This is a genomic window from Streptomyces sp. TLI_55, from assembly GCF_900206255.1.
Lineage (GTDB): Bacteria > Actinomycetota > Actinomycetes > Streptomycetales > Streptomycetaceae > Streptomyces > Streptomyces aquilus.
The window spans coordinates 7,961,141-7,985,421 of record NZ_OAOJ01000001.1; the positions used below are offsets into that span (position 1 = coordinate 7,961,141).

Annotated in this window: 18 protein-coding genes and 1 pseudogene; 5 read left to right on the forward strand and 14 right to left on the reverse strand. The window is 72.1% G+C overall.

Annotated features, from left to right (window positions below; translation table 11 throughout):
* Nucleotides 1-3: 3 nt before the first annotated feature.
* From CRP56_RS36425 to CRP56_RS36435, 3 genes are all read right to left on the reverse strand, one after another.
* Nucleotides 4-1,080: a mechanosensitive ion channel family protein gene (locus CRP56_RS36425; protein WP_097271376.1), complete on the reverse strand. Its 1,077-nt coding sequence runs from the start codon at nt 1,078-1,080 to the stop codon at nt 4-6.
* A gap of 157 nt (nt 1,081-1,237) precedes the next feature.
* Nucleotides 1,238-2,755, reverse strand: coding sequence for an amino acid permease (locus tag CRP56_RS36430; RefSeq protein ID WP_097271378.1), 1,518 nt, complete (start codon nt 2,753-2,755; stop codon nt 1,238-1,240).
* A gap of 36 nt (nt 2,756-2,791) precedes the next feature.
* Nucleotides 2,792-3,769, reverse strand: a complete 978-nt coding sequence (locus CRP56_RS36435) for a hypothetical protein (RefSeq protein WP_097271380.1) — start codon at nt 3,767-3,769, stop codon at nt 2,792-2,794.
* Between the two features lie 279 nt (nt 3,770-4,048).
* Here CRP56_RS36435 and CRP56_RS36440 point away from each other — a divergent pair, with 279 nt between their 5' ends.
* From CRP56_RS36440 to CRP56_RS36450, 3 genes and pseudogenes are all read left to right on the forward strand, one after another.
* The gene (locus CRP56_RS36440) at nt 4,049-5,476 is read left to right on the forward strand and encodes an FGGY family carbohydrate kinase (protein ID WP_097271381.1); all 1,428 of its coding nucleotides are present in this window, start codon (nt 4,049-4,051) and stop codon (nt 5,474-5,476) included.
* Nucleotides 5,473-6,864 (forward strand): FAD-dependent oxidoreductase, encoded by a 1,392-nt coding sequence (locus tag CRP56_RS36445; RefSeq protein ID WP_097271384.1) that lies wholly within the window; start codon nt 5,473-5,475, stop codon nt 6,862-6,864. The genes CRP56_RS36440 and CRP56_RS36445 overlap by 4 nt, the downstream gene beginning before the upstream one ends.
* Nucleotides 6,861-7,760, forward strand: a pseudogene (locus CRP56_RS36450) (NAD(P)/FAD-dependent oxidoreductase); the annotation flags it as partial. The gene CRP56_RS36445 and the pseudogene CRP56_RS36450, both read left to right, overlap by 4 nt.
* A 298-nt stretch (nt 7,761-8,058) precedes the next feature.
* Here CRP56_RS36450 and CRP56_RS36455 read toward each other — a convergent pair.
* The 3 genes from CRP56_RS36455 to CRP56_RS36465 are packed head-to-tail and all read right to left on the reverse strand — an operon-like array spanning nt 8,059 to nt 10,388.
* Entirely contained in the window at nt 8,059-8,823 is a 765-nt protein-coding gene (locus CRP56_RS36455) for a crotonase/enoyl-CoA hydratase family protein (protein ID WP_097271388.1), read from the reverse strand.
* Nucleotides 8,824-8,858: 35 nt separating this feature from the next.
* Nucleotides 8,859-9,317, reverse strand: coding sequence for a YxiG-like protein (locus tag CRP56_RS36460; RefSeq protein ID WP_097271390.1), 459 nt, complete (start codon nt 9,315-9,317; stop codon nt 8,859-8,861).
* 39 nt (nt 9,318-9,356) lie between these two features.
* Nucleotides 9,357-10,388: a lysylphosphatidylglycerol synthase transmembrane domain-containing protein gene (locus CRP56_RS36465; RefSeq protein WP_097271392.1), complete on the reverse strand. Its 1,032-nt coding sequence runs from the start codon at nt 10,386-10,388 to the stop codon at nt 9,357-9,359.
* Nucleotides 10,389-10,535: 147 nt separating this feature from the next.
* Between CRP56_RS36465 and CRP56_RS36470 the strand changes: the two genes are divergently transcribed.
* Both CRP56_RS36470 and CRP56_RS36475 read left to right on the forward strand, forming a co-directional pair.
* Nucleotides 10,536-12,461 (forward strand): ABC transporter ATP-binding protein, encoded by a 1,926-nt coding sequence (locus CRP56_RS36470; RefSeq protein WP_097274794.1) that lies wholly within the window; start codon nt 10,536-10,538, stop codon nt 12,459-12,461.
* A 103-nt stretch (nt 12,462-12,564) separates the two neighbouring features.
* On the forward strand, nt 12,565-16,428 hold the full coding sequence (locus tag CRP56_RS36475) for a glycoside hydrolase family 2 TIM barrel-domain containing protein (protein ID WP_097271394.1): 3,864 nt from the start codon (nt 12,565-12,567) through the stop codon (nt 16,426-16,428).
* On the opposite strand, the gene CRP56_RS36480 is transcribed toward CRP56_RS36475, so the two are convergent.
* The 8 genes from CRP56_RS36480 to CRP56_RS36515 form a co-directional block, all read right to left on the reverse strand.
* A complete protein-coding gene (locus CRP56_RS36480) occupies nt 16,382-17,398 on the reverse strand; it encodes an aldo/keto reductase (RefSeq protein ID WP_257041466.1) in 1,017 nt (338 codons plus the stop codon). The genes CRP56_RS36475 and CRP56_RS36480 overlap by 47 nt on opposite strands.
* A gap of 22 nt (nt 17,399-17,420) precedes the next feature.
* Complete coding sequence (locus CRP56_RS36485) at nt 17,421-18,458, reverse strand: sugar kinase (protein ID WP_097271398.1); 1,038 nt, start codon at nt 18,456-18,458, stop codon at nt 17,421-17,423.
* Nucleotides 18,455-19,084, reverse strand: a complete 630-nt coding sequence (locus tag CRP56_RS36490; RefSeq protein ID WP_097271400.1) for a bifunctional 4-hydroxy-2-oxoglutarate aldolase/2-dehydro-3-deoxy-phosphogluconate aldolase — start codon at nt 19,082-19,084, stop codon at nt 18,455-18,457. Before CRP56_RS36490 ends, CRP56_RS36485 begins: the two co-directional genes overlap by 4 nt.
* A complete protein-coding gene (locus tag CRP56_RS36495; protein WP_097271402.1) occupies nt 19,081-19,842 on the reverse strand; it encodes an SDR family oxidoreductase in 762 nt (253 codons plus the stop codon). The genes CRP56_RS36490 and CRP56_RS36495 overlap by 4 nt, the downstream gene beginning before the upstream one ends.
* Nucleotides 19,839-20,882 carry a zinc-dependent alcohol dehydrogenase gene (locus CRP56_RS36500; protein WP_097271404.1) on the reverse strand — a complete coding sequence of 348 codons (1,044 nt, stop codon included), beginning with the start codon at nt 20,880-20,882 and terminating at the stop codon, nt 19,839-19,841. Before CRP56_RS36500 ends, CRP56_RS36495 begins: the two co-directional genes overlap by 4 nt.
* Nucleotides 20,883-21,029: 147 nt before the next feature.
* The gene (locus tag CRP56_RS36505; RefSeq protein WP_097271406.1) at nt 21,030-21,926 is read right to left on the reverse strand and encodes an amidohydrolase family protein; all 897 of its coding nucleotides are present in this window, start codon (nt 21,924-21,926) and stop codon (nt 21,030-21,032) included.
* Nucleotides 21,927-21,956: 30 nt separating this feature from the next.
* On the reverse strand, nt 21,957-22,304 hold the full coding sequence (locus CRP56_RS36510; protein WP_097271408.1) for an L-rhamnose mutarotase: 348 nt from the start codon (nt 22,302-22,304) through the stop codon (nt 21,957-21,959).
* Nucleotides 22,301-24,280 carry a hypothetical protein gene (locus CRP56_RS36515; RefSeq protein WP_097271410.1) on the reverse strand — a complete coding sequence of 660 codons (1,980 nt, stop codon included), beginning with the start codon at nt 24,278-24,280 and terminating at the stop codon, nt 22,301-22,303. Before CRP56_RS36515 ends, CRP56_RS36510 begins: the two co-directional genes overlap by 4 nt.
* Nucleotide 24,281 lies beyond the last annotated feature (1 nt).

A 24,281-nucleotide genomic window follows, 5' to 3' on the forward strand; every position in this document is an offset into this window, starting at 1 on the left:
GCGTCAGTCGAGGCGGGCGGCGGTGACCTCGCCCGCCTCTTCGGCGACCCGCTGCTGCGGGATCGTCACCGAGCCCTGCTGGAGCGCCACCGTCCGCGTGGGCGCCGGGATGCGGATGCCCTCCTGGCGGTAACGCTTGTGGAGCTGCTTGATGAACTCGTGCTTGATGCGGAACTGGTCGCTGAACTCGCCGACGCCGAGGATCACGGTGAAGCCGATGCGGGAGTCGCCGAAGGTGTGGAAACGGACCAGCGGTTCGTGTTCCGGGACGGCGCCCTCGACCCGCGTCATCACCTCGGTGACGACCTCGCAGGTGACCCGCTCGACCTGCTCCAGGTCACTGTCGTAGGCGACACCGACCTGGACGAGGATCGTCAACTGCTGCTCGGGACGCATGAAGTTGGTCATGTTCGACTTGGCGAGCTCGCCGTTGGGGATGACGACCAGGTTGTTGGAGAGGGCGCGCACGGTCGTCTGACGCCAGTTGATGTCCTCGACATAGCCCTCCTCGCCGCTGCTGAGCCGGATGTAGTCGCCGGGCTGGACGGTCTTGGAGGCGAGGATGTGGATGCCCGCGAAGAGGTTGGCGAGGGTGTCCTGGAGCGCCAGGGCGACCGCGAGACCGCCGACGCCGAGGGCGGTGAGCAGGGGCGCTATCGAGATGCCCAGCGTCTGGAGCACCACCAGGAAGCCGATGGCCAGGACCAGCACCCGGGTGATGTTCACGAAGATCGTGGCCGAGCCCGCGACCCCGGAGCGGGACTGGGTGACCGTCCGCACCAGACCGGCCACCAGCCGGGCCGCCGCGACCGTGACCACGAAGATCATCACTACGGTCAGCACGTTGTTGGTGTTGCGCTGGAACCCCGACCGCAGCGGCAGCGCCGCCGCCGCGATGGCGATCCCGCCGACGATCGCACCCCAGGGCACCACCGTCCGCAGCGCGGCCACGATGACGTCGTCACCGGTCCACTTGGTGCGATCGGCGTGCTTGCCGAGCCACTTGAGCACCATGCGCAGCAGGAACGCCGCCACCAAGCCCGCGACCACGGGGATTCCGGCGACGACCAGGTCGTCCATGGTGAGATCCCGTTGAAATGCCGTCACGTTGCCACCTGTCCGAGTTGCTGGATGTGCGCTCGCGCCGACGGTGTGGGTTCCGTGGTCGGCGCGACCGCTCATCCTGCCGTATCGGGCACAGGAGTTCGTAGCCGGTCGGGGGCCGGACGGCGGGGTTTCAGACGATGCCCTCGGCCAGTTCGGCCTGTTCCTGGTCGGAGTAGGCGGCGGTGGTGGGCGTTCCGTACGAACGACGGGCCGCGTACCACCACACCGTGGCCAGGATCAGTACGACGGCCAGGGCGACGGACGCGTAGTTCATCGTGTCGACCGTCACCGGCGACGACTGCGGCAGGCAGAACAGGACCGTCACGAACGCCACCCAGGTCACGGCCGTCCACCCGATCGGCCTGCTCCACCGGCCCAGGCTCCACGGACCCGGCTGAAAACGGTCCCCCGCGCGCAGCCGCAGCAGCACGGGAATGGCGTACGCCGGGGTGATGCCGATGACGTTGATGGCGGTCACCGCGCCGTACGCCGTCGCCGAGTACAGGGAAGGCAGCGCGAGCAGACCTGCGACCACCACCGACAGCCACACCGCCGCGACCGGCGTCTGGGTGCGGACGCTGACCTTGCGCCACAGCCCGGAGCCCGGCAGCGCCCCGTCCCGGCTGAACGCGAACACCATGCGGCTGGCGGCGGCCACCTCGGCGTTGCCGCAGAACAGCTGGGCGACGATGACCACGACGAGCAGCGCGCTCGCCCCGTCCGTGCCGAGACCGTCGAGGAGGATCTGTGCCGGCGGCACCCCGGTGTCGGTGGCCCGGGTGGCGTCGTAGTCCTGGATGGCGAAGGTCAGCCCCATGAGCAGCACGAATCCGGCGATCCAGGAGACCCAGATGGAGCGCACGATGCCGCGCGCGGCCGACACGGACGCGTTGGAGGTCTCCTCGGACAGATGAGCCGAGGCGTCGTAGCCGGAGAAGGTGTACTGGGCGAGCAGCAGGCCGATCGCCGCCACGTACAAGGGACTTGACCAGCCGGTGTCGTTGACGAACTCGGTGAAGACGAAGGACGGCGACTGGTGGTGGTCGGGCACGATCGCCAACGCACCGACGATCAGGGCGACACCGGCCAGGTGCCACCAGACACTGACCGAGTTGAGCAGGCTGACCAGGCGGACGCCGAACAGGTTCAGCACCGCGTGCAGCAGCAGGATCACCACGAAGATCAGCATCGTCTTCCCCGGTGTCGGCTCGAAGCCCCACTGGAGGTTCATGAACGCCCCGGTGAACAGGGCCGCGCCGTAGTCGATGCCGGCGATCGCGCCCAGCAGGCCCAGCAGGTTGAGCCAGCCGGTGTACCAGCCCCAGCGGCGCCCGCCGAGCCGGTCGGCCATGTAGTACAGGGCGCCGGAGGTCGGATAGGCGCTGGTGACCTCGGCGAGCGCGAGGCCCACGCAGAGCACGAACAGGCCGACGCCCGCCCAGCCCCACAGCATCACCGCGGGGCCGCCCGCGCCGAGGCCGAAGCCGTACAGGGTCATGCAGCCGGACAGGATCGAGATCACCGAGAAGCTGATCGCGAAGTTGCCGAAGCCGCCCATGCGGCGGGCGAGGACGGGCCGGTAGCCGAGCTCCCGCAGGCGTTGTTCCTCGTCGTGCGGTTTCGACGGACCGTTGCTGGTACGGGACATGCGGAAACCTCCGGAAGAGAACGGGGTGGTGGGGGGTCACGCGGGGCGGCAGCGAGCCCGGGCCTGGAGGAACACCTCCAGTGCCTGCCCGCGGTCACCGGGTTCGGAGCTGCGGTACGCCCAGGGCACGGGCGTCCAGTACGGGCCGAGCGCGTCGAACACCCGGGCCGCCTCCGGGAATTGCAGTGCGCCCCACAGGGCGTGCGCGAGGTGGTTCAGGTCCAGCGGGGAGCGTTCGGCGGGGAAGGTCTGATCGAACCAGGCGTACCGCGCCCGCTGCGCCTCCCGGGTGGCGTCCTCGGCGACCCAGTGCAGGTCGAGTGCGGCGTCGCGGCCGCCCGAGCGCCGGTAGCGCTCGACCCGGACGTACAGCGGCAGGACGTGCAGCGCCGAGCCCGGCGGCGCGGTGTCGGCGGCCCAGTGGGCGTAGCCGACCGCCTCCGCGAGCCGGCCCGAGGTGCCGTGCTCGTAGAGGAACTGGAGCATCCGGTGATGGGCCTCGCGGTTGTACGGGTCCCGCTTGTCGGCCTCCGCCAGCAGGCCCCACGGTCCCGGCGGCAGCATCGGCCCGGGCGGCGCCAGCCGGTGCTCCTCCCAGCGCCGCTCCCGGTCGAGCCGGGCCAGCGCCAGCAGACACACCCACGGGACCGGGTCCTGGGGTGCCGCCTGGGTCGCCGTGTGGCTCGCCTGCCAGGCCTCACGCCACAGGTCGAGGGTCCGGGCGTGCTGGTCGCGGTGGGCGCGCAACGCCCGCTCGACGGCGACCCTGGCCTGCATGACCGTGCCCGGGACGCTGTACGGCTCCTCCGCCAGCCAGGTCCGCACCACATCGGTGCCCGCGGCGGCCGCGGCGAGGACCTGGGTGCGCTGCGTCCACTGCCACCACGCCGTCGTCTCGCCGAGCAGCCGGCGCATCGACATCCAGCGTCCGGTGCGCACCTCCTGGAGGGTGGCCCGCAGGGCGGCGTCGTGGCCCGCGGGGTCGTAGCCGGGGCGCGCTCCTTCTCTGGCCATCAGCCGTCCGTCCCGGTCGGCGGGCGGGGCGGGACGGCGGGGTGGAGTAACAACAGCCCTCCTCCGGGCGGCGGTCGAGGAGCTCGTGCCGGTCGGCGGCCACTATAGAGGCGGTGGTTCCGCATCTCCTCCGGTTTCTCGATCTGTTCGAACTCCGTTGCCATGAAGGGGAGTTGAGGGTCCTGGTGGTTGAAGATTCACCGATGGTCGGGGTCGCTTGACGCGGTGCGGCGGGCGACGGCAGGCTGGCGCCGTGGTGATCGCCGAGGGAGGGGCTCGATGACCGGTCCGGTGTTGGCCGTCGACCAGGGCACGTCCGGCACCAAGGCGCTCGTCGTCTGCCCCGAACGCGGAGTGATCGGCGCCGGGTTCGCCGAGGTGCGCCCGCGCCACCTGCCCGGCGGTCTCGTCGAGGTCGACCCCGGGGAGCTGTACGCGTCCGTCGTCGAGGCGGGCCGCCGTGCCCTCGCCGAGGCCCGCGAACCCGTGGTGGCGCTCGGCCTGGCCAACCAGGGCGAGACCGTGCTCGCCTGGGACCCCGCCACCGGCCGCCCGCTCACCACGGCCCTCGTCTGGCAGGACCGCCGCGCCGAGAGCGTCTGCGCGGAACTCGCCCCGCACGCCGACGAGTTGCGCGACCTGACCGGCCTGCCGCTCGACCCGTACTTCGCCGCCCCCAAGATGGCGTGGATCCGCCGCCACCTCACCCGCGAGGGCGTCGTCACCACCACCGACGCCTGGCTCGTCCACCGCCTCACCGGCGCCTACGTCACCGACGTGGCGACCGCGAGCCGCACCCAGCTCCTCGACCTCGACCGCGCGCAGTGGTCACCCCGCGCCCTCGACCTGTACGGACTCACCGGCGAACGGCTCCCGAGGATCGTCGGCAACGCCCAACCGGCGGGCACGACAACGGAGTTCGGCCCGGAGATCCCGCTCACCGGACTGGCCGTGGACCAGCAGGCGGCCCTCCTCGCCCAACGCGTCACCGTACGCGGCGGCGCCAAGTGCACCTACGGCACCGGCGCGTTCCTGCTCGCCCACACCGGCGACACCCCCGGGCGCGGCAGTTCGGGACTGGTCAGCTGCGTCGCCTGGAATCTCGGCGGCCGGACCAGCTACTGCCTCGACGGCCAGGTGTACACGGCCGCGTCCGCCGTGCGCTGGCTCACCGACCTCGGCGTGATCAAGGGCGCCGCGGACCTGGACGCGGTGGGCGGCTCGGTGCCCGACAGCGGCGGGGTCACCTTCGTGCCCGCCCTGGCCGGCCTCGCCGCCCCCTGGTGGCGCGGCGACCTGCGCGGCTCGCTCACGGGGCTCGGCCTCGACACGACCGCCGGCCACCTGGTGCGGGCGCTGTGCGAGGGGATCGCCGCGCAGGTCGCCGAGCTCGTGGACGCCCTGGATGCCCCGCTGGAGACCCTGCGCGTCGACGGCGGCCTGACCCGCTCCGCCCTGCTCATGCAGACCCAGGCCGACCTCCTGCAACGCCCCGTCGAGGTGTCCGCCCTGCCCGACGCCACCGCCCTCGGGGTCGCCGCCATGGCTCGGCTCGGCGCGGAGCCGGGTCTTACGGTCGCCACGGCTCTGCCGGACTGGAAACCGGCTGCTGTCCACGAACCCCGGATCACCGCCGACGAGGCCGCCGCCCGCCGCGCCCGCTTCCGCACCGAGGTCACCGCCCTCCTCGACCGGACCCCCGCATGACGGTCACCACCCACGGACCCCTGCCCGACACTTCGTACGACGTGATCGTCATCGGCGCCGGAGTCGTCGGCAGCGCCCTCGCCCGTGAACTGGCCCGCCACCCCCGGCTGCGCACTGCCGTCGTCGAGGCGCAGGACGACGTCGGCCAGGGCAGCTCCAAGGCCAACACCGCCATCCTCCACACCGGCTTCGACGCCGTCCCCGGCTCCCTGGAGGCCCGCCTGGTCCGCGAGGGCTCCCGCCGACTGGCCGAGTACGCCGCCGAGTCGGGCATCCCCGTCGAACCGGTCGGCGCCCTGCTCGTCGCCTGGGACGAGGCACAACTCGCGGCACTGCCCCGCCTCGCGGAGAAGGCCGAACGCAACGAGTACAAAGAGACCCGCCTGCTGGGACCGACCGAGCTGTACGACCGCGAGCCGCACCTCGGCCCCGGAGCGCTCGGCGCCCTCCACGTCCCCGGCGAGAGCATCATCTGCCCCTGGACGACGACCCTGGCGTACGCCACCCAGGCCGTCCGGCACGGCGTGGACCTGCACCTCAACTGCCGGGTGCGGAAGGTGAGTCAGGGACTGCTGTCGACCGACCGGGGAGTGCTGCGCACCCGTTGGATCATCAACGCGGCCGGCCTCCACGCCGACACCCTCGACCACGACCTCGGCCACCACGACTTCACCGTCACCCCGCGCCGCGGCCAGCTCATCGTCTTCGACAAGTTCGCCCGCTCCCTCGTCCGGCACATCCTGCTGCCCGTCCCGACCGCACTCGGCAAGGGCGTCCTGGTCGCGCCCACGGTGTACGGCAACGTCCTGCTGGGCCCCACCGCCGAGGACCTCGACGACAGACGGGCCACGCAGTCGACCGCCGACGGCCTGACACGCCTGCGCGAACAGGGCCGCCGCATCCTGCCCGAGCTCCTCGACGAAGAGGTCACCGCCGTCTATGCCGGCCTGCGCGCCGCCACCGAGTACGACGACTACCTCATCACGGCCCACCCCGAGCAGACGTACCTCACGGTGGGCGGCATCCGCTCGACCGGGCTGACGGCGTCGCTCGCCATCGCCGAGTACGTGGTGGGACAACTCGCCGCGAACGGCCTGGAGTTGGGCCCGTCAGGCGAGCTGGAGCCGGTGCGCATGCCCAACCTGGGCGAGGCCTTCCCACGCCCGTACCAACGTCCCGACCTCATCGCCGCCGACCCGGAGTACGGCACCCTCGTCTGCCACTGCGAACGCGTGTCGCGGGGCGAGATCCGCGACGCCCTCGCCAGTACCGTCCCGCCGGGCAGCCTGGACGGACTGCGGCGCCGGACCAGGGCGCGGGGCGGGCGTTGCCAGGGGTTCTACTGCGGGGCCGCGGTGCGGCAGTTGTTCGAGGAGGCTCGCGGGTGACGCGGCAGGTCGACGTCCTCGTCGTCGGCGCGGGCCCCGCCGGGCTCACCGCCGCCGCCCGTCTCGCCGCTTCGGGCGCCGGAGCGGTCGAGGTGCTGGACCGGGAGCAGCACGCCGGGGGAGCGCCACGGCACTGCGCGCACGGCGGCTTCGGCTCCTGGCGGCGCCCTCTGACCGGTCCGGCGTACGCCCGACGGCTCGTCGAGACCGCGCTGAGCGCCGGGGCGGTCGTACGGACCGGCGTGACCGCCCTCGACTGGGCGGGCCCCCTCGCACTGTGCACCGTCGGCCCGGGCGGGCCGGAGACGGTCGAGGCCCGCGCGATCATTCTCGCCACCGGCGCCCGCGAACGCCCCCGTGCGGCCCGTCTGGTGCCGGGGACCCGTCCCGCCGGCGTTTACACCACCGGCGAACTCCAGCAGGCGGTGCATCTGTTCGGGCAGCGGATCGGCACCCGTGCGGTGATCGTGGGCGCGGAGCCGGTGTCGTACCGGGCCGCAGACACCGTACGCGCGTCGGGAGCGGAGGTCGTCGCCCTGGTCACCGAGGCCGAGCGCGCCCAGGCGTCCCTCGTCCGCGTCCAGGACGCCCGCCTCCGTCGCCGGGTCCCTCTCCTCACCGGGGCCACCGTCGCCGAACTCCTGGGCCACGGCCGCCTGTCGGGCGTCCGCGTCCGGCGCCGGGACGGTCGTACCGCCGAACTCGCCTGTGACACCGTCGTGTTCACCGGCGACTTCGTGCCCGAGAACGAGTTGGCGCGGCGGGGCGGGCTGAGCGTCGACGCCGGGACGACGTCACGGCCCGGGGTGTTCGCCGCCGGAGGCCTGACGCACCCGGGGGAGGGCGCGGCGAGGGCCGCGCGCTCGGGTGCCCGGGCCGCCGCCGCGGTGATGCGTCCTCCAGGCGCCGCTGAGGCTGCCGCCGCGGTCGTGCGTCCCTGAAGGAACCCGTGCCGCCTTGCCGCGGTCGTGCGGTCTAGAGGGAACCGTACGGGCTCGCCGCGGTCGTGCGTCCGTGTACGGCCCGTGCTGTCTCGCTGTGATCGTGCGGCCTTGAGGGAACCGTGCGGGCTTTCGCCGCGGTCGTGCGTCCACGAATGGCCCGAGCCATCTCGCCGTGGTCATGCGGCCGCGAACGAACCGTGCCTCCCCGCCGCGGTCCACCGTCCTGGAACGACCCACGCAGCCCCCGCTGTCACGCCTCCTTGAACGACCCGTGCCTCCCCTCCCCGGAAGCGAATCGGGACGCGCCCTCCAGGCTCTCCGCCAACACGCCCATGCCATGCCCGAGTTCGCTGTGCAGGGCCGCCGGTTCGGGCAGGCCCTCCTGGTCCAGCACGGACGCCCGGTCGGACCGTAGGCACGCCTGCGGGAACGCGGCGATCTCGGCGGCCAGTTCCTCGGCGGCGGCGCGGGCGGTGCCGGTGGGGACGACACGGTTGGCGAGGCCGAAGGCGTGGGCCTCGTCGGCCGGGACCGGACGGCCCGTGAGGATCATGTCCAGGGCGCGGCTGGTACCGATCAGCCGGGGGAGCCGTACCGTACCGCCGTCGATCAGCGGAACGCCCCAGCGGCGGCAGAAGACACCGAACACGGCGTCCTCCTCGGCGACCCGCAGATCGCACCACAGCGCCAGCTCCAGCCCACCGGCCACGGCGTGCCCGGCGACCGCGGCGATCACCGGCTTGGACAGCCGCAGCCGGGTCGGACCCATCGGGCCGTCGCCGTCCTCCGAGACATGGTTGCCGCGCTCGGTGCCGAGGGCCTTGAGGTCGGCGCCCGCGCAGAACGTGCCGCCCTCGCCCCACAGCACCGCCACCCGCGCCTCCTCGTCCGCCTCGAACTCCCGGAAGGCGGCGACGAGTTCGGCGGCGGTCGGACCGTCGACCGCGTTGCGGGCCTCGGGGCGGGAGAGGACGACCGTGGTGACGGGTCCCTTGCGTTCGGTCCGGACGGGCATCCTGATCCTCCTGACGGCGACGGGCGCGACCGAGGCTACTTCTTCCAGGCCGCGGGCAGTTCGGTGATCTCCAGCTCGGAGAAGACCAGGTCGAGGTCGTGCACCTGCGTCTCGATGCGGACCGCGTGGAAGTCGATCCCCAGCTCACCGGCCCACCACCGCGCCGCGTCCGACTCGGGCAGCACCTGCGCCCTCTCCAGGTTGGCCCACTTCACGCCCCAGACCCAGCCGTCGAGGCCGTCCGCCGTCGCGTGGTCGATGAGACGGTCGTCCAGCGACTTCTGCCACAGCCAGGGCTCCAGGGACGTCTCGCAGCGCGCCGCCACGCAGTACCGGAAGAGATAGCGCAGATGGGCCGGGAGAACGCCCGTGCGCGGATCGGCGGTCACGTGGACGACGACCTCGTAGTCCCGCATGTAGTCGGTGAAGCCGTGGTGCACGACAGCGCTGTCCTCGATCTGGTCGAGGGCCTCGGAGAGAGCGGTGATGTCCATGCGGCCGTTGTACCGCAGACGATCTTCGAGCGCGGCCGATCAGATGATCTTCAGCCGCACGAGGGCCCCCAGCGTCAGCGCCCCCGGCAGCAGCGGCAGCCACACCGTGATGATCCGGTAGGCCAGCACCACGGCCGTCGCCACCGCCGCCGGTCCGCCCGCCGCCACCAGCGCCACGACCAGCGCCGCCTCCACCGAGCCGATACCGCCCGGTGTCGGCACCAGGGCGACGGCGACCGTCGCCGCCAGGTACGCCACCGCCATGTGCAGCGGCGGCACCGGCAGCCCCAGGGCCTGCCCCACCGCGGCCAGCCCCGCCGCCTGGAGCGCGGGAAAGGCCAGCGACCCGCCCCACAGCGCCAGTGCCCGGCACGGCCGGGTGTGCACCTCGCGCAGCTCGCCGAGCGCGGTCCGCAGGAACGCCGTCACGGCCGTCCGCACCCGTCGTACGAGGACGAGCACCCCGGCCGCCACCAGCAGCACCGCCCCCACCGCGGGCAGCAGCGCGCCGACCGCCTCCTCGGGAAGCAGCGAGCCGAGACTCAGCGCGTCGGGGAAGATCAGCAGCAGCGCGGCCAGCAGACCCAGCCGGCCGATCGACTCCGCGAGCAGATACAGCGCGAGGGCGGCGGAGGAGCGGGCGAGCGGCACCCCGCACACCGTCATGAACCGCAGGTTGACCGCGCTCGCGCCGAGCCCCGTCGGCAGCAGATGGTTGGCGGCACCGGCCGCGAACTGCGCGGCCAGCAGCCGCCGCTTCGGCAGCCGCTCCACCACCGCGCCCTGCCGGGTACAGGCCGCGGCGACCCACGTCAGACACGTGGCACCGACCGCGACCAGCAGCCACGGCCACTCGGCGGACCGCAGATGACCGAAGCCCTCGGCGAGCACCGAGCGGTGCCGCACGGCGACCACGGAGACGAGCAGCAGCGGCAGCAGACACAGGATCTGCCGGACTCTGCGACCGGGAAGGGGGAGGGAGACGCGGCGGGGGCTCACGTCCTGAGAGGTTTTCCGCGCCGCACCAACTGCGGGTTGCGGCAGGGGGGACGGGGCATTGCTGACGGTCATCGGATCCTTCGGGGAGCGGGAAGGAGAGCGGGAAGGCGAGGGGAAAGGGGAGGGGGACGCGGCGGGGAAGGGGGACGTACGGTGAGTGATTCTTACGCGAATGTTGACCTCAACAACGCTTGAGGTCCTACGTTCGCTCCCATGAGCATGGAAACCACAGCCTGGACCCAGCTGCACAGCGTGATGAACGCGCAGACGGAGACCCGCCCCTTCGCCCGCGCGACGCTGCGCCGCATCGGCGCGTTCGCCCGCCCGCACCGCACCCGCATCGCCCAGTTCGTGGTCCTCGGGGTGGCCACCGCGCTGCTCGCCGTCGCCACCCCGGTCCTCGCCGGCCATGTCGTGGACGCGATCGTGACGGGCGACGACGAGCGCACCGTCGTACGGCTGGCCCTGCTCATCGCGCTCATCGCGGTCGCCGAAGCGGCCCTGGGCATCCTCGGACGACGGCTGTCGGCCACGCTCGGGGAGGGACTCATCCTCGATCTGCGGACGGCTGTGTTCGATCATGTGCAGCGCATGCCGGTCGCGTTCTTCACACGGACACGTACGGGAGCACTGGTCTCCCGACTCAACAACGACGTCATCGGGGCGCAGCGGGCGTTCAGCAACACCCTCTCCGGAGTGGTCAGCAATATGGTCACCCTGCTGCTGACGCTCGCCGTCATGCTCACCCTGTCCTGGCAGATCACCCTGCTCGCGCTCGCCCTGCTGCCGGTCTTCGTGATCCCGGCCCGCCGCATGGGCAGCCGGATGGCCCGCATGCAGCGCGAGGCGGCCGCCCTGAACGCGGCGATGGGCACCCGCATGACCGAGCGCTTCTCCGCGCCCGGCGCCACCCTGGTCAAGCTGTTCGGCCGTCCGGAGCAGGAGTCCGAGGAGTTCGCGGCCCGCGCACGGCGGGTGGCGGACATCGGCGTGCGCACGGCGACCGCCCAGTCCGTCTTCATCACCGCCCTCACCCTGGTCTCCGCCCTGGCCCTCGCGCTCGTCTACGGCCTCGGCGGCTGGTTCGCCCTGCGCGGCACCCTGGAACCGGGCGCGGTCGTCTCCCTCGCCCTGCTGCTGACCCGGCTCTACGCCCCGCTCACCGCCCTCGCCGGCGCCCGCGTCGAGGTGATGAGCGCACTGGTCAGCTTCGAGCGGGTCTTCGAGGTGCTCGATCTGAAGCCGCTCATCGAGGAGAAGCCGGACGCCCGCGAGCTCGGTGACGGCCCGGTTGCGGTCGAGTTCGACGACGTCCGCTTCGGCTACCCGTCCGCCGACAAGGTCTCCCTGGCCTCCCTGGAGGAGGTCGCCTCCCTCGACACCCGCGGCGGCGAAGAGGTCCTCAAGGGCATCTCCTTCCGCGCCGAACCCGGCCAGACCGTCGCCCTCGTCGGCTCCTCCGGCGCCGGCAAGTCGACCATCGCACAGCTGCTGCCGCGCCTGTACGACGTCGACGAGGGCGCCGTGCGCGTGGGCGACGAGGACATCCGCGACCTCACCGCCCGTTCCCTGCGCGAGACGATCGGCATGGTCACCCAGGACGGCCACCTCTTCCACGACACGGTCCGCGCCAACCTGCTGCTGGCCCGCCCCACCGCGACCGAGGACGACCTGTGGGACGCCCTGCGCCGCGCCCGCCTCGACACTCTCGTACGGTCCCTGCCCGACGGCCTCGACACCGTGGTCGGCGAGCGCGGCTACCGGCTCTCCGGCGGCGAACGCCAACGCATGACCATCGCCCGGCTGTTGCTGGCCCGCCAGCGTGTCGTGATCCTCGACGAGGCCACCGCCCACCTCGACAACACCTCGGAGGCGGCGGTGCAGGAGGCGCTGACGGAGGCGCTGGAGGGCAGGACCGCGATCGTCATCGCCCACCGGCTCTCCACGATCCGCGCGGCCGACCAGATCCTCGTCGTCGAGGCCGGGCAGATCGTCGAACGCGGCACGCACGACGAGCTGTTGGCGGCCGGCGGACGCTACGCCGAGCTGCACCGGACCCAGTTCGAGGAACGGGATTCGGCCAAGGTCGGCCATGACAACGATCAGAAGGACACAAAGCTCGACAGCATCATTGCCACCATCTGACTCACAACCTAGTGTGCGTTCGGTTTCCCAACATCACCGAACAGGATCTGACGCTCCCTCAAAGCCGCACGGTCACCCGGCCGTAGTGAGGAAGGCAACGGTCATGTCGCACACTTCCGAGTCCCCCACCTGGACGCCCGTCAGCCGCCGCCGGCTCCTGGAGGGCGGGGCCGCCCTCGTCGGCGCCCTGGCCCTCCCCTCCTGGACCGGCGGCACGGCCCGTGCCGCCGCCGAGTCCCCCGAGTGGAACGGCCGCATCGACGTCTTCCGGCTCGGCACCCAGCCGCCCCACACCACCCTGATGCCGTACGCGACCCTCGGCCAGGCGCTCGCCGCCGACCGCACCGACTCGCCGTACCGGCTGAGCCTCGACGGCCAGTGGAAGTTCGCCCACGCCGAGCGCCCCGACGACCGCGACCCCGACTTCTTCGCCACCGACGTCGACGACAGCGACTGGGACACCATCCCGGTCCCGTCCGTCTGGCAGAAGCACGGCTACGACCGTCCGATCTACGTCAACATCACCTACCCCTACTGGGGCCCCAACGGCCTGGGCGAGGAGCCCCAGCCGCCCGCCGCGCCGACCCGCTACAACCCCGTCGGGCAGTACAGAAGAACCTTCACCGTGCCCCGCGGCTGGTCGGGGCGGCGCACCTTCCTGCACTTCGAGGGCGTGAAGTCGGCGCACTACGTGTGGATCAACGGCGAACTCGTCGGCTACCACGAGGACTCCTTCACCCCCGCCGAGTACGACATCACCGACCACCTCAGGCCCGGCACCAACCAGATCGCCGTCGAGGTCTACCGCTACTCCGACGGCGACTGGCTGGAGGACCAGGACATGATCCGGCTGAGCGGCATCTTCCGCTCGGTCCACCTCTACTCGACCCCGGTCGTGCACCTGCGCGACTTCAAGCTGGACACCCCGCTGAGCGACGACTACCGCGCCGCCCGGCTGTCGGTGACCGCGAGCGTCCGCGCCTACGCGGCCGGTCAGGCCGGTGCGTACACCGTCGAGACCCAGCTGTACGACGCCGACGGCCACCCGGTCTGGTCCCGGCCGCTCCAGCAGTCCGCCGACGTGCGGACGGTCGGCGAGGACACGACCGTACAGACGGCGAGAGCCGTGCCCGAGCCGCGCCTCTGGTCGGCCGAACACCCGTACCTCTACACGGCGGTGCTGCGGCTGCGCGACCCTTCGGGCCAGGTCATCGAGACGCTCTCCCACCGGGTCGGACTGCGCGAGTTCGCGCTCAAGGACGGCCTGATGCGCATCAACGGCCGGCCGGTGTCCTTCCGCGGCACCAACCGCCACGAGATGCACCCCGACCGCGGCACCGCCCTCACCCGCGCCGACATGATCCAGGACATGAAGATCATCAAGCGGATGAACATGAACTCGGTCCGCACCTCGCACTACCCCAACAACCCGCAGTGGTACGAACTCGCCGACGAGTACGGCCTCTACCTCGTCGACGAGACCAACCTGGAGACCCACGGCATCCGCGGCGAGTACCCCGGCAACCACCCCGACTGGTCCGCCGCCTGCGTCGCCCGCGCCCAGAACATGGTCCACCGCGACAAGAACCACGCCTCGGTCGTCATCTGGTCCCTCGGCAACGAGGCGGGCGCCGGCAGCACATTCGTCGCCATGCACGACTGGATCAAGTCCTACGACACGACCCGCGTCGTCCAGTACGAGGGCGACGACAGCCCGGGCGTCAGCGACATCCGCTCCGAGATGTACGAGAGCCCCGCCCGCGTCGAGGCCCGCGCCCAGGACACCACGGACACCCGGCCGTACGTCATGATCGAGTACTGCCACGCGATGGGGAACTCCAACGGCAACTTCAAGAAGTACTGGGACGTGATCCGCGCTCACGACGTCCTCCAGGGCGGCTGGATCTGGGACTTCGTGGACCAGTCCCTGAACTGGCCGACGCCCGCGCGACAGCGGTTCACCGAGGAAGGCCCCGGCGCGATACGCGGCGAACTCATCGCCCCCAGCGGCTCGTTCGACCGCGAGAAGGGCCTCTCGGGCGGCACGGTCTTCGCCCGCGACGACCGCCTCGACCTCACCGGCTCCCTCACCCTGGAAGCCTGGTTCACCCCGCAGGTGCTCGGCTACCACCAGCCGATCCTCGCCAAGGGCGACACCCAGTACGCCCTGAAGCAGAACGACGGCAACCTGGAGTTCTTCATCTACGGCGGCGGCCAGTGGGTCTCCACCAGTTGGGCCCTGCCGAGCGACTGGACGGGCGGCGAACACCACGTCGCCGGGGTCTTCGACGCGGAGACCGGCACCCTGACCCTGTCCGTCGACGGCACGGTCCGGGCCACCCGCACCACCACGCGACGGCCCAGCAGCAACACCGCGCCGCTCGCCCTCGCCACCGACGTCGACAACATCACCCGCGAGTTCAGCGGCACCATCCGCAGGGCGCGGGTCTACGCCCGGGCCCTGAGCGCCGCCGAGTTGGCCTCCGGCAGCCGGGGCCCCGGTGACGAGGGCGTCCGGTTCTGGTTCGATGCGGCGAGCGTCGGCCGCACGGCACAACGCCCGCGCGAGAAGACCTTCCTGGCCTACGGCGGCGACTGGGGCGACAACCCCAACGACGGCAACTTCGTGGCCGACGGCATCATCACCGCCGACCGGGGCCACACCGGCAAGGCGGCGGAGATCAAGCGGATCTACCAGGCGATCAACGCCACTGGCGACGCGGCCTCGGTGACCCTGACCAACGAATACCTGTTCACCAACCTCCGTGAATTCTCCGATAGTTGGACGCTGGTGGCGGACGGCGAGCCGGTCCGGCGCGGCAGGCTGACCCGCGACCAGCTGGACGTCGCCCCCCTGTCCAGCAAGAAGATCACCCTGCCCGTACGGCTGCCGGCCGACCCGGCGCCCGGCACGGAGTACTTCCTGGAGCTGTCCTTCACCACCAGGGAACGCACGCCGTGGGCCGGGCCCGGCTTCGAGGTGGCCAAGGTCCAACTCCCGCTCGACGCGGGCAGCCCCGCCGTCACACCGGTGCCCTTGGACGAGGCGTCGCCCCTCACCTACCACGACAGCGCGGCGCAAGTCACCGTCACCGGCGCGGACTTCACCGTCACCGTCGACAAGAACAGCGGCGTCATCACCTCCTACGAGGCGGACGGCGTCGCGCTGATCGCCTCCGGTCCCGTCCCCAACTTCTGGCGGGCGCCCACCGACAACGACCACGGCAACGGCCAGCACACCCGCAACCAGACGTGGCGTGACGCGGGCGCCCGCCGCAAGGTCACCGACGTGACCGTGACCGCCGTACGGGACAGGGCGGTCAGGATCAAGGTCGGCGGCACGCTCCCCACGACCACGGAATCGACGTACACGACCACCTACACGGTCTTCGGCAACGGCGAGATCAAGGTCGACAACACCCTGCACCCGGGGGCGAGTTCACTGCCGTACATCCCGGAGGTCGGCACGCTCCTCTTCCTCCCCGGCCGTCTGGACCGCATCCACTACTACGGCCGGGGCCCCGAGGAGAACCACTGGGACCGCAACGACGGCACCGACGTCGGCCTCTACTCCGGTTCGGTCGCCGACCAGTGGACCTCCTACATCCGCCCGCAGGAGAACGGCAACAGGACCGACGTCCGCTGGGCCGCCCTCACCGGCCGCGACGGCACCGGCCTGCTGGTGAGCGGTGAGCCGCTGCTGGAGGTCAACGCCTCCCACTTCACCCCGGAGGACCTCTCGGTCGGCGCCCGCCACGACTACCAGCTCACCCCGCGCGCGGAGGTTGTACTGCGGGTGAACCACCGGCAGATGGGAGTCGGCGGCGACAACAGCTGGGGCGCCCACACGCACGACGAGTACAAGCTCTTCGCCGACCGGGACTACACCTACACCTACCGGTTGCGCCCGATCACGGACGTCACCGCGGCGACGGAGCTGACCCGGCGGCCGACGGCGGCGGAGTGACGTCAGCCCTGATCAGGCCTTGTTCACGCAGCTCCGCCCAGAGGCCGTCGGGGACAGCCCGAGCGTGCAGTCCGGCGTTGCGCCGGACCTGTTCCGCAGTGCGCATGCCCAGGGTGACGTTGACGACGGCGGGGTGTGCGAAGGGGAAGGCGATGGCGGCGGCCGGCAGGGTGGTGCCGTACCGCTCGCAGACCTCGGCGATGGCCTGGGCCCGCCGCACCAGGTCGGTCGGGGCGTTCTGGTAGTCGTACTTCATGCCCTCGGCAGGCCGGTCCCGGGAGAGCAGGCCGGAGTTGAAGACGCCGACCGCGACGACGCCCTTGCCGTGTTCTCGGGCGGCGGGGAGGACGTCGTCGAGGGCAGACTGGTCGAGGAGGGTGTAACGGCCGGCCAGCATGACCACGTCGGCGGCGGTCTCGCGCAGGAAGCGGGCGAGCATGGCGGACTGGTTCATGCCGGCGCCGATGGCTCCGATCACGCCCTGGTCGCGGAGTTCGGCCAGGGCGGGCATGGCCTCGTCGGCGGCCTGCTGCCAGTGGTCGTCGGGGTCGTGGAGGTAGACGATGTCGATGCGGTCCAGGCCGGTGCGCGTGAGCGTGTCCTCCAGGGACCGCAGGACGCCGTCGCGGCTGAAGTCCCACTGGCGGCGCAGGTCGTCCCGTACGACGAACCCCTGGTCGTCGACGCCTCGCGGGTGTTCGTTGGGGACGAGGAGGCGGCCCACCTTGGACGAGACGACGTACTCGTCGCGGGGCCGGTCGCGCAGGGCGGCGCCGAGCCGGCGTTCGGAGAGGCCGAGGCCGTAGTGCGGCGCGGTGTCGAAGTAGCGGACGCCCGCGTCCCAGGCGGCGTCGAGGGCGGCGGCGGCGTCCTGCGGCTCGGTCACCCGGTAGAGGTTGCCGATCACCGAGGCGCCGAAGCCGAGTTCGGTGAGTTCGACGGAGGTGTGAGGGATCTTCCGGCGGTGCAAGAGGGGCTCCTGAGAGGGTCGTTCAGCGTCGGACGTGGGCCGAGCCGCCGGCGATGAGCGCCTCGACCTCGGCGAGGGTGGCCATCGAGACATCGCCGGGGGTCGTCATGACGAGGGCGCCGTGGGCTGTGCCGTAGGCGAGGGCGCGTTCCAGGGAGTGGCCGGCGAGCAGGCCGTGGATGAGGCCGGCGGCGAAGGCGTCGCCGGAGCCGATGCGGTCCAGGACGTGCAGGCCGGGCATGTGGGGGCCGGTGACGTAGCCGGTGTCGGCGGACCAGGCGGCCGAGGTCCAGTCGTTGACGCCCGCCGAGGGCACCTCGCGCAGGGTGGTCGCGAGCACCCGGGCGTCGGGCAGCAGGTCGGCCACCGCGGCGAGGGCGTCCGGCACCTCGTCGGCCGCGAACCGCAGGGCGCCAGGGTGTTCGCCCGCCAGGCCGAGGGCGCCGACCACGACATCGGCGTGCCGGGCCAGGCGCAGGTCGACCTCGCGGGCCCGCTCCGGTCCGCCGCGGTCGGCCCAGAGGCTGGGGCGGTAGTTGGGGTCGTAGGAGACGGTGACACCGCGCCGGCGCGCGGCTGCCATCGCCTCGTCGGCGACGTCGACGGTGGTGTCGGACAGGCCGGCGAAGATGCCGCCGGTGTGGAACCAGCGGGGTCCGGTGGCGAAGAGGGCGTCCCAGTCGATGTCGCCCTTGCGCAGCTGGGAGACGGCGGTGTGGGCGCGGTCGCTGACGCCGAGCGCGCCGCGGATGCCGTAGCCGCGCTCGACGAAGTTGAGACCGTTGCGGACACTGCGGCCGATGCCGTCGTCGGTCATCCAGCAGATCAGCGAGGTGTCGACGCCGCCCTGGAGCATCAGGTCCTCCACCAGGCGTCCGACGGCGTTGTCCGCCAAGGCGGTGACCACGGCGGTGCGCAGTCCGAAGCAGCGCCGCAGACCGCGGACGACGTTGTACTCGCCGCCGCCCTCCCACACCTGGAAGGTGCGGGCGGTGCGGATACGGCCCTCACCGGGGTCGAAGCGCAGCATCACCTCGCCGAGGGCGATCACGTCGGTCATGGCGTGCTCCGCGCCACGGCCTCGGCGGTCAGCCGGCGGATCTCGGCGTAGTCGCCGCTCTTGAGGAGGGCGGGGGTGGCCATCCAGCTGCCGCCGACCGCGAGAACGGACGGTTCCGCGAGGTAGCCGGGCAGAGCGGCGGCGCCGATCCCGCCGGTCGGCATGAACCGCAGCCCGGGAAAGGGCGCCGCGAGGGCCCGCAGCATCGCCCGGCCGCCGAGCGGTTCGGCGGGGAAGAGCTTGACGGTGTCGAGGCCGGCCCGCAGTGCGTTCATCACCTCGGTCGCGGTGGCCACACCCGGCAGCACCGGCACGCCCAACTCCCGGCACCGGGCGATGACTTCGTGATCCAGCCCGGGGGAGACGACGAAGCGCGCCCCCGCCGCCACGGCCCGCTCCGCCTGCTCGGCGGTGAGCACCGTACCGGCGCCGACGACCAGACCGCCCTCGGCGGCCATCGCCTTCACGACCCGTTCGGCGTCCGGGGTGCGGAAGGTGACCTCCGCGCAGCGGGCGCCGCCCGCGGCCAGGGCGTGGGCCAGCGGGGCGGCCGTGCCGGGGTCGTGCACCGTCAGGACCGGCACGATCCGCGCCTCGGAGAGGAGGTCGGTCAGGTCGGCGGTCATCGGCCCAGCCATCCGCCGTCGACCGGGAGGACGGTGCCGTGGATGTACGCGGCCGCGTCCGACGCCAGGAACACGGTGGCGCCCGCCAGGTCGTCGGCGCTGCCCCAGCGTGCGGCCGGGATGCGGTCCAGGATGGCCTTGCTGCGCGCTGGGTCGTCCTGGAGAGCCTGGGTGTTGTCGGTGGCGATGTAACCCGGCGCGATGGCGTTGACGTTGACGCCGTGCGGGGCCCATTCGTTGGCCAGCGCCTTGGTGAGACCGGCGACGCCGTGCTTGGCGGCGGTGTAGCCGGGGACGGTGATGCCGCCCTGGAAGCTGAGGAGGGAGGCGGTGAAGATGATCTTTCCGTGCCCGCGGGCCACCATCGAGGCGCCGACCGCGCGGGCCAGCGCGAACTGGGCGCTCAGATTGACCTGGAGGACCAGATCCCAGTCCGCGTCGGTGTGTTCGGCCGCTGGAGCCCGGCGGATCGTGCCCGCGTTGTTGACCAGGATGTCCACCGGGCGTTCCCGTCCGGCGAGGTCGGCGCCCAGGGCGCGTACGGCCTCGGGGTCGGCGAAGTCGGTGCGGATCGCCTCGAAGGTGCGCCCGGCGGCGGTGACGTCCTTCTCCACCGCGCTGCCGGACTCCTCCAGCGAGGCGCTGACGCCGATGATGTCCGCGCCGGCGTCGGCGAGCGCGCGGGCCATGGCCCGGCCGATGCCGCGCCGGGCGCCGGTGACGACGGCGAGCTTCCCGGTGAGGTCGAAGGCGGTCATACGGCGGCCTCCTGGGCCTCGTCGGTGCAGTCCACGAGGATCTTCATCACGTCTCCGCCGCCCTCCAGCGCCTCGAAGGCGGCCGGTGCCTGGGTGAGCGGCACGACCTTGCTGATCAGCCGATCTGCCGGGATGGTCCCGTCGGCGACCAGTGTCACCGCCTTCTCGAAGTCGGAGCGGTCGTACAACCGGGCCCCGATCAGGGTCAGTTCGCGCCAGAAGAAGCGGTGCAGGTTCACCTCGCGGGGGCGGGGGTGGATCGCGACCAGGCACAACCGGCCACGCACGCCGAGCACATCAACCGCGGTGTCCACGCCGCCCGCCGCGCCGGACACCTCGAACGCGACGTCCGCGCCCGCGTCGCCGGTCCACTGCCGGACCAGCTCGGGCAGGTCCTCGGCGGCCGGGTCCCACACGGTCAGCCCCAACTCCTCGGCGAGCAGCCGACGGTGGGCGCTGAGCTCCACCACCCGGACGTCCCCTCCCGCGGCCTGGGCCACCAGCGCGATCAGGACGCCGACCGGACCGCCGCCGACCACGACGACCCGCTCGCCCTCGCGCACCCCGGCCCGGCCGACGTCGTGCACCGCGACCGCGGTGGGCTCGACGAGGGCGGCCCGGTCCAGCGGGAGGGACTCAGGCAGCCGTATGAGGGTGGCGGCGGGCACGGTCCAGCGCTGCTGCATCGCGCCCGGCGAGTCGATCCCGATGAAGTCCAGGTGCTGGCAGATGTGCTGGTGGCCGTTGCGGCAGGCCGGGCAGGTGTCGTCCCAGCGCAGCGGCATCACGGTCACCGCGTCCCCGGGCGCCCAGCCCTCGACGTCCGGGCCCACCCGTACGACACGGCCGGCCATCTCGTGCCCGAGGACGGCGGGCGCGGCGACCCGGGCGTCCATGTCGCCGTGGAAGATGTGCAGGTCGGTGCCGCAGATGCCGACGTAGGCGGGGGCCAGCTCCACCTCGCCGGGGCCCGGTGGTGTGCTGGGGGCGGGGGCCGTGTCGAGGGTGCGGGCGGACAGGTAACGGGCGGCAAGTGGCATGGGGGCGGGGTCCCTTCGGCGCGGACCGGAGTGTGCGGGGTGGGGTGTCCGGGGCGGTTCGGTGCGGTGTTCGGCGAGGCGGGGTGGGGTGTCCGGGGCGGGCTCGGTGCGATGTTCGGCGGGTGAGGCGGGGTGTCCGGGGCGGGGTCAGGTCGTCGTGCGGGGCGTCGCGTCGCCCGCTCCGGCGACGGGGGCGAGGCCGTAGAACGCGGTGGCGGTGCCGGCGAGGAGCGCGTGGACGTCGCTGTCGCTCCAGCCGGTGAGCAGTTCGTCCACGGTCGCGGCCCACCGGTTCCAGCCACCCGCGAGGTTGGCGACCGGCCAGTCCGAGCCGAACATCAGCCGCTCGGGGCCGAAGGCGGAGACCAGTACGTCCCAGGCGGGGCGGATGTCGGCGGTGGTCCAACGGGTGTGGTCGGCCTCGGTGATCAGCCCGGAGACCTTGCACACCACGTGCGGGTGTGCGGCCAGCCGCCGGATGCCGCGTTCCCAGTCGGCGAGGTCCTGGCGGACGAGGTCCGGCTTGCCCGCGTGGTCGAGGACCTGGGCCAGGTCGGGGAAACGTTCCGCGAGCCGGACCGCCTGGTCGAGCTGATGGTCGCGCACGAGCACGTCGTAGCGCAGTCCGCGATCGCGGGCCGCCGCCAACCCGCGTTCCACATCGGGTCGTTGCAGCCAGTTGGGATCGGTCTCGCCCTGGACCAGGTGCCGCAGGGAGCGCAGATACCGGCCGCCCGGCCCGGCGATCAGCTTGTCGAGCACGTCACCGATCGCCGGGGAGGTCAGGTCGGCCCAGCCGACCACGGCCTGGATCAGCGGCTCCCGCTCGGCGAGCGCGAGCAGGTCCTCGGTCTCGGGCACGTCCGGGATGCACTGGACGACCACCGTGCCGTGCAGCCGCCGGCCCGCGACGGGGTGGGTGGCGGTGGAGCGCAGGTCCTCGGGGGTGAAGGTGCGGCGGATCGACGCCACGGCTGGGTCGTCGAGCCAGGGCTGCGGGCGCTGGGAGAGATCCCAGAGGTGGTGGTGGGCGTCGACCAGCATGGGTGCGTTCACAAGGGGATCCACGTCTGCTCAGGCGGTGGCGTCGTCACCGGGCGGGCTCAGGTGCCAGATCTCGGGGAGCTCGCTCCACTGGCGGCCCTCGCCCCGGTCGGGGAAGGGTTCCTGGCACGGGTCGGTGAGCTTCCACCAGCGCTGGGTCTCGGGGTCGGCCTCGATGGACGCCATGTCCGCCTCGAAGTCCTCGCCGTGGTACTCCATGTAGGCGAACAGCACGTCACCGTGCAGGTAGATGCTGTAGTTGCGGATGTTCGCCCGGTGCAGGGCGGCCTCCACGCCGGGCCACACGGCGGAGTGCAGCCGGAGGTACTCCTCGCGGTACTCGGGCCGGAGCCTGATGGTCTGGGCGATGCGCTTCATGCCGATTCCCCTGTCGTGTCACGGGAGTTGGACGCGTCGAACGGTGTGCCGTAGCTGGGTCTGCGGGTGCGCAGCCCCAGCCGCAGGGTGAGCCGGATGCGTGTGGAGGCGGGCAGACCGACCGTCAGATAGGGGCCTTCGTAAGGGACTTCGGCCTCGGTGACCACCGGCTCGCTGTGGCCGTAGTCGTACATGTCCCCGATCCAGCCGTCGTCCTCGCAGGTGGTGTAGCGGACGCCGGTGATGGTGTGCTCGGCGAAGGCGCCGGCCTGGACGATGACCGTGTGGTCCGTCTCGGGGGCCAGGTTGACCAGCTCGACGGTGGTCGCCTCGGGGTCGATGGAGGTGACCAGTGCGGCGACGTCGGCGGGCAGGCCGGCCCGGCGGGCGTCGGCGTCGTGGTACCGCAGCCGGGCCTGCTGGAGACCGCCCTGGTACAGCACCTGCGGGCCGCCCCAGGTGAGTTGCACCAGGGCCTCGGTGACCACCGGGTTGCACAGCTGCCAGACGTGGATGTCGGCCTCGGGCACGTCCAGGTCACGGTAGCGGTCGATGCGCCGCAGCCGGTGCCGGATCTGGGCCTGGGCGGTGGCGAGGATGCGCTCGGGGTAGTCGGGGTCGTCGCCGGCGAGGAAGGCGAACCACGCCTTCTCGTGCCCGGAGTCCTCCTTGGACCGGAACGGCCGCACGGTGCGCCAGTCGATGCCGTCCGCTTCGCGCAGGCCCTCGAGCCGGGCGCGGTCGGCCTGGGAGGAGGTGTGGTGCCACAGGGCCACCGGCACCGGAGGTGTGGCCGGGTTGTAGTCGAACCAGCCGGAGTCGTTGTGGCGGAACGGCAGGTGGAGGGTGGGCGTGTGCCGGTCCGGACCGAGTTCCACCGCCCACTTGGAGGGCAGGCTGGAGTCGGCCTCCGTGTGGGGCATGACCTTGGCGTGGCCGATCAGGGTGTCGAGGGAGGTCGCGACCATGGAGAGGTAGTCGTCGTCGCCGGTGACCGTGGCCGCCGCGAGCGCCGCCACGCAGGCCGCGTGGCCGAGGCTGTGCCAGCCGTGCGGCCAGGACCAGCCGTAGTGGCCGCCGTACCAGCGCCCTTCCAGCAGGCTGCCGACGACCCCGTCCGGGCCCACGTTGTCCGGTATGAGACCGCCGTTCGCCTCGGTGCGTTCGCGCCAGGCGCCGACGTACTCGACGATCCAGTCCCGGTAGCGCTCCTCGCCGGTCAGGATCCAGGCGTTGAGGACCAGACCGGCCGCGGCGAGGTTCATCGTGGTGTCGCCGACGCCCATCCGGTCACGCATCTGGTCGCCGAGCCGGGGGTCCGCCGAGAGCGGGTACGGACCGTCCTGGGCCTCGGGCAGCCATTCGAGCGGATAGCCGTAGGTCTCGGCCTCCTTGAGCAGCCACGGGTACACGTCACCGTCGAACAGGCCGGTGCGCTCGGGGTCGCTGCCGTTGTGCGGGCGCGTGATGATGCGGTGCTCGGGGTCGTAGTTGCCCTTGGCCGGGTCGACGTACAACTCGGCGAAGCGCAGCGCGCGTTCGGCCCAGCGGTCGGGGGCGGCCATGCACAGGAAGTACAGCAGCAGCAGGCTCTCGCCCTGGTGGAACCAGTCGTAGCCGCGCTCGTACTCGTCACGCAGCATGTCCAGTTCGGTCAGCTGCTTGGTGACGCCCTCCCAGTGCTTCTCGCTGGCGGGCAGCAGGTCGTCTGCGCCGCCGAGGAGGTACAGCTGGGGCCAGTTGAAGAAGACCTCGTAGAAATCGTCCACACCGTCGCGGGTGGTCAGTTCCTTGGTGTAGTTGAGGCGTCCGTCCGGGCCGGTGAAGTCGCGGGCGAAGCGCCGCCAGGCGTGGTCGAGCAGGTCGAACAGGGCGCGCTGTGCGACGGCCCAGCCAGGGGGTTCGAGCAACGGGACCGTGGCCTGGACGTCGGGTGTCGAGTCGCCGGAGGCGTGGGGGTGCGGGCTGGAGGACATG